This is a genomic window from Pedobacter sp. HMWF019 (assembly GCF_003061025.1).
Lineage (GTDB): Bacteria > Bacteroidota > Bacteroidia > Sphingobacteriales > Sphingobacteriaceae > Pedobacter.
Genome location: NZ_QAIL01000467.1, coordinates 1 through 3,911, shown reverse-complemented (window position 1 = coordinate 3,911; position 3,911 = coordinate 1). Strand labels below are relative to the sequence as shown.

General features: G+C 39.7%; 5 protein-coding genes. 1 reads left to right on the top strand and 4 read right to left on the bottom strand.

Features of this window, described 5'->3' with window-relative positions; genetic code table 11:
- Both recO and DBR11_RS24435 read right to left on the bottom strand, forming a co-directional pair.
- The coding region (gene recO, locus DBR11_RS24440; RefSeq protein ID WP_108555202.1) for a DNA repair protein RecO at window positions 1-583 on the bottom strand (583 nt) is incomplete at its 3' end.
- On the bottom strand, window positions 584-931 hold the full coding sequence (locus DBR11_RS24435) for a diacylglycerol kinase family protein (protein ID WP_108555201.1): 348 nt from the start codon (window positions 929-931) through the stop codon (window positions 584-586).
- A gap of 47 nt (window positions 932-978) precedes the next feature.
- Here DBR11_RS24435 and rlmF point away from each other — a divergent pair, with 47 nt between their 5' ends.
- A complete protein-coding gene (gene rlmF, locus DBR11_RS24430; RefSeq protein ID WP_369974451.1) occupies window positions 979-1,917 on the top strand; it encodes a 23S rRNA (adenine(1618)-N(6))-methyltransferase RlmF in 939 nt (312 codons plus the stop codon).
- Between the two features lie 26 nt (window positions 1,918-1,943).
- On the opposite strand, the gene DBR11_RS24425 is transcribed toward rlmF, so the two are convergent.
- Entirely contained in the window at window positions 1,944-3,230 is a 1,287-nt protein-coding gene (locus tag DBR11_RS24425) for a DUF2130 domain-containing protein (protein ID WP_233260891.1), read from the bottom strand.
- 13 nt (window positions 3,231-3,243) lie between these two features.
- Window positions 3,244-3,911: metal-dependent transcriptional regulator (locus DBR11_RS24420; protein WP_233260890.1), on the bottom strand; the 668-nt coding region annotated here is incomplete at its 5' end.

Below are 3,911 nucleotides of genomic sequence, written 5' to 3'. Positions count from 1 at the left end.
GTGTAGAAAATAGAGAAATAAATAGATCAGCCTCTGTTTTGTTCATGAAATGCGGGTGGACAGGGGGCATAGATTTAAATTCACCTTCTTGCAAATCGAAGTAGTTCTGCCCGTTTTTATTTTCTGTTCGGGGAGCAAATCCAAGGAAACGAGATAGCTTTAGTAAAAACGCAAGGTGAAAGCTGGTGTCTGCCATTTCGCATTCGTCAAACCAGGATACAGCATTGAAAATGAAGCTGAATAAATTCTCGTCTGTGTGCTGTTGCCTTATACTCTTATACAATACTTCATTTAGAAACAGAATGATAGAACTTTTAACGATATCATAAGGTATCGTTCTGAATATTGGAGATGTTCTCAATTCCGAAATACGCTGCAAACTGGTATTTGCTTTATGGTAAACCACCATGTCCAGCAAATGCAGAGGTTGAAGCATATTCATCCGGATTTTAGCTTTAGGCTTTTTAACCCCATTAATAATATAAGACTGGATGCCAAATTTTTCGGTAAAAACTTGCACAATTACGCTACCTTCGCCATACAATGTGGTTTTTAGAACGATTCCTCTGGTTTTATGCAGCATTTATATGATTTTTGGTACAAAAATGATTAAGCCAATCGAAGCAGCAAGGAGTGCGGCTATTAATACGGCTGCAGCTGCAGTGTCTTTTGCTATGCCAGCTTTCTGATGATATGCAGGTGAAATCAGATCAACAAGGGCTTCAATTGCAGTGTTAATCAACTCCAAAAACAATACTATGGCTATTGATAGCAGAATCCACAGCCATTCTGTTTGGTTCAGATTAAAGTACCATCCAAAAAATACCACGACCAAGGCGGCACCACAGTGAAATCTGAAGTTGACCTGTGTGCGAAATGCATAATAGAGCCCTTTGCCTGCAAAACCAAAACCTCGTATAAACTTTGACATATCTTTTTCGATTAAAACGTCAATAATGCTAAACTAAACACTTTAATTTGCAGCGTAAAGATAAAACACAGCAACGACAATCTATGGGAACCGACTCAAAAGAAGAAAAGAAACAATTGCATCCCAGAAATAAGCATCGGTCCAGATATGATTTTTCGCTTTTAGTGAAAAGTTGTCCGGACCTGCGGGACTTTGTCTTTATAAATCCCTATGGAGATGAATCTATTGATTTTGCTGATCCCAATGCAGTTAAAATGTTGAACAAAGCGTTGCTTGCCCGGTATTATCAAATAAAGCATTGGGATATTCCAGAAAATTATCTTTGTCCGCCGATTCCAGGGCGTGCTGATTATATTCACTATTTGGCAGATCTGTTAGCGGAGTCAAATAATGGTGTAATTCCTACTGGGAAATCTGTTAAAGTACTGGATATTGGAACAGGTGCTAACTGTATTTATCCTATTATTGGACACCAGGAATATGGCTGGACCTTTGTAGGATCTGATGTCGATCGAGGAGCGGTAAAATCTGCCGAGAATATTATTTCTGCTAACGAGACTTTAAACGGTGCAATACAAATTCGTCTGCAACGGAATCCCCGGCATATTTTTGAAGGCATTATAAAACCTGGTGAATCTTTTGATATGAGTCTGTGCAATCCACCCTTTCATGCTTCTGCTGCCGAAGCGGCTGCGGGAACACAACGTAAACTCCGTAATTTAGGTAAGCCGAAGAACGTACTTAATTTTGGAGGGCAGAACGTCGAGCTTTGGTGCCAGGGTGGGGAGTTGAGTTTTATCCGTACCATGATAGAGGAAAGTCATAAATTTTCGGGACAGTGCAAATGGTTCACTACGCTTGTTTCAAAAAGTTCAAACCTTCCTTTTGTTTATGGCTATGCGGAAAAAGCAGGCGCATTACATGTACAGACGATGGAGATGGCGCAAGGACAAAAAATCAGCCGTTTTGTTGCCTGGTCTTTTTAAGGAAGGATTTCCTGTTTGCCTTGAAACTACTCTAGTAATAAAGCGTCATCCTCTTCATCGGTAAGGTGTAACTGGATACTGTCGGTTCCGGCTATGCCTTCTACAGAGCCTCTTATATGAGCTGCATTAAGAAGTACCTTTTCCAGTTGCTTTTCCCGTGCCTTCCATAGTCTTTCCATTGCATCGCGTTCTTTTTGTATGGAAAGCTTCATGCTCATAAATCCTTCCCTAATGGCTTTCCATTGTTCAGAAAACTCATTACTGGTTAGATAATCATAAAGCATATGCATTTTATCTCCTCTGTTTTCCTGAGATTTATTTGCTGTAAATAATTTTACAATGCCATCTCTAAGCATGTAGGAGACGGCTTTTACCTCATCAAAGGAGCAAATCCAAACCCCATCCTTTTCTCCAAAACAATCCATTCCCTTTGGATAGGCTTGTGTAACAATCACCGCTACATCCACGCCAACGCTACGCATGTCTTTTTTTAGCTTTTCAATCCAATCCATGGAGAAATCTTTTGTACGCTTGCTCTCATAGATGATCTTGCCGCATTCCTGCCCAAACTGATTACGTATATGATGGATACAATCCGCGCCCCTAACTCCTTTTCCTACTTCTGTAACCAAATCAAAAGGGAAAGCGTTTCTGAGCAATTCTTCAAGGATAAGTTCCTGGACCTCGCCTTGCAATTGCATAGAGCCTTGCTCTGCTTTACGTTTCATTTCTTCCGCCAGCTTTTTTTGATCGTCCAGTTGTTTTTCTAGTTCCTTTACTCTAAGTTGATGTTCTGTCTCTTTCAGTGTGCTTTTTTCAGCCTCCTGTTTACGGATTTGTTCTACAAGTTCTGCACGTTGTTCCTGAAGTTTACGTTGCATCTGAAGTTCGAGTTCTTCTTCCTTATTTTTGATTTCTTGCTCTCTTTTTAAGAATTCGAGTTCTTTCGAGCGGGCAAGTTTTAGTTTTTCTTCCTGTTCTTTATTTGCATTGTCAAGCAGTTGGAGTCTGTTCTCGAAATCACCACTGATGGTTTTTCGCAGATTTTCCTCCAAGGTTTCCTGAAGCTGTTTCTTCTCATTAGCCAGCTGATCCTCAAAAAGCTTCGACTGTTGTTTTTCTCTCTGTTCAAAAGTTTGTTCCAACAGCTTTTGCTGTTGTGCAAACTCTATTTGCTTTTGCTTAAATTCTTCTTCCTTTTGTTTGGTAAAGGACATCATTTTCTCACGGAGATCTTTTTTATATTCTTCAGCCATGACCTCCTCTATAGGAAAAGAATGGGAGCAATTAGGGCATTTTATTTCTGTTGACATAATTTTTAAATTGTTATTTGGCTACAAATAAACTGTCTGCAAACTTAACTGAAACATTTCGGGCTTCCTGATCATCTATGGATAGGTGAAGAGAGCTATCGAATGAAACTTTTTCAATAACAGTGATTTTTGTTCCGATACTAATGCCCAATCGCTTTAGGTATTGTAAAAATACAACAGATGTATCCTTTACTGCAACAACCTGACAACTCTCTCCGATTTTAATATCCGAAAGAATCATTTTAACCGTAGCAGGCATTTCACCATTCGCCTTAGGAATAGGATCGCCGTGGGGATCAAATTCAGGATAACCCAAAAAATCTTCCAACTTAGTTACCAGTTTCTCAGACTGAATATGTTCTAGCTGTTCTGCAACCTCATGCACCTCATCCCAGCTGAAATCCAGTTTTTGATACAAGAAGGTTTCCCAAAGGCGATGTTTTCTTAAGATGGTTAAGGCATTATTTTTCCCAATCTCTGTTAGTGAGATTTTCCCATATCGTTCATAATCCACCAAACCTTTATCTTTCAGTTTTTTGAACATGTCGGTGGCTGTGGCGGGTTTAACACCTAAATAGGCTGCCATTTCATTGGTGCCAGCTTCGGGCCTTCCGTCACATTGACTGCATATTTTATACAGTGCTTTCAGGTAATTCTCTTCAGTATAAGATAACATCATAC

What these genes read in the sequence shown, in the direction of transcription:
- DBR11_RS24435 (WP_108555201.1), bottom strand. Translation starts at nt 931, where the DNA reads ATGTCAAAGTTTATACGAGGTTTTGGTTTTGCAGGCAAAGGGCTCTAT.
- DBR11_RS24425 (WP_233260891.1), bottom strand. Translation starts at nt 3,230, where the DNA reads ATGTCAACAGAAATAAAATGCCCTAATTGCTCCCATTCTTTTCCTATA.